Raw genomic sequence first — 1,037 nt, 5'->3', positions numbered from 1 at the left:
CGAACACGACCGTTAAGCCCTCTAGCGCCGATGGTACTTGGACCGCAGGGTCCTGGGAGAGTAGGACGCCGCCAAGCGGAACCCCAATGGGGTATTTTTTTTCGAAAGATAGGGGCCTTTAGCTCAGTTGGTTAGAGCGCACCTCTGATAAGGGTGAGGCCGGTGGTTCGAGTCCACCAAGGCCCATAGTAACTTTATAAGAAATATGTATGGGGCCATAGCTCAGCTGGGAGAGCGCCTGCCTTGCAAGCAGGAGGTCAGCGGTTCGATCCCGCTTGGCTCCACCATTTTCCCTGATAGCTCAGTTGGTAGAGCACTCGACTGTTAATCGAGTTGTCACAGGTTCGAGTCCTGTTCGGGGAGCCATTAAGGCCCGTTGGTCAAGGGGTTAAGACACCTCCCTTTCACGGAGGTAACAGGGGTTCGAATCCCCTACGGGTCATAGTTATTTTAATAACTAAAGAGTGGGATGAGGATCCCAAAGGTTCGTCGGAGGATTAGCATCGTTAGCAACTGCTTCGCAGTCTCGAACGAAGTGAGAGTATCCCCTACGGGTCATATTTACGGAGGCTTAGCTCAGCTGGGAGAGCATCTGCCTTACAAGCAGAGGGTCGGGGGTTCGATCCCCTCAGCCTCCACCATATATATTTATCCTAATGACGCGGGGTGGAGCAGCCCGGTAGCTCGTCGGGCTCATAACCCGAAGGCCGCAGGTTCAAATCCTGCCCCCGCAATTAAAGCTTTCTTTTATGAAAGTGATCTGGAACCGTGGTGTAGTTGGCCTAACATGCCTGCCTGTCACGCAGGAGATCGCGGGTTCGAATCCCGTCGGTTCCGCCATCTTTACAATCTTCAGGGATGAGAATCCGTTTGTGGGTTCGTCGGAGCATTTACTTCGAGAGCATCTGCTTCGCAGTCTCGAACGAAGTGAGAGTATCCCGTCGGTTCCGCCATTCATATATGGCTCGGTAGCTCAGTCGGTAGAGCAGAGGACTGAAAATCCTCGTGTCGGCGGTTCGATTCCGTCCCGAGCCACC

The 1,037-nt window shown here is 53.6% G+C and carries 8 tRNA genes and 1 rRNA gene; all 9 read left to right on the top strand.

Features of this window, described 5'->3' with window-relative positions:
- Positions 1 to 77 (top strand): 5S ribosomal RNA (gene rrf / locus EC604_RS31145); the annotation flags it as partial.
- A 35-nt stretch (positions 78 to 112) separates the two neighbouring features.
- Positions 113 to 186 (top strand) — tRNA-Ile (locus EC604_RS29380).
- 25 nt (positions 187 to 211) lie between these two features.
- Positions 212 to 287 (top strand) — tRNA-Ala (locus tag EC604_RS29375).
- A 3-nt stretch (positions 288 to 290) separates the two neighbouring features.
- Positions 291 to 366, top strand: a tRNA-Asn gene (locus tag EC604_RS29370).
- Positions 367 to 370: 4 nt separating this feature from the next.
- A tRNA-Glu gene (locus EC604_RS29365) sits at positions 371 to 442 on the top strand.
- A 123-nt stretch (positions 443 to 565) separates the two neighbouring features.
- Positions 566 to 641, top strand: a tRNA-Val gene (locus EC604_RS29360).
- Positions 642 to 660: 19 nt separating this feature from the next.
- Positions 661 to 734 (top strand) — tRNA-Met (locus EC604_RS29355).
- 28 nt (positions 735 to 762) lie between these two features.
- Positions 763 to 840: transfer RNA gene (locus tag EC604_RS29350), tRNA-Asp, on the top strand.
- Positions 841 to 962: 122 nt separating this feature from the next.
- Positions 963 to 1,035, top strand: a tRNA-Phe gene (locus EC604_RS29345).
- The last annotated feature ends 2 nt before the right edge of the window (positions 1,036 to 1,037 follow it).

Source organism: Paenibacillus amylolyticus (genome assembly GCF_003719335.1).
GTDB classification, from domain to species: domain Bacteria; phylum Bacillota; class Bacilli; order Paenibacillales; family Paenibacillaceae; genus Paenibacillus; species Paenibacillus amylolyticus_D.
Note: the sequence above shows the minus strand (reverse complement) of the source record. Positions and strands in the feature narration are given on the sequence as shown.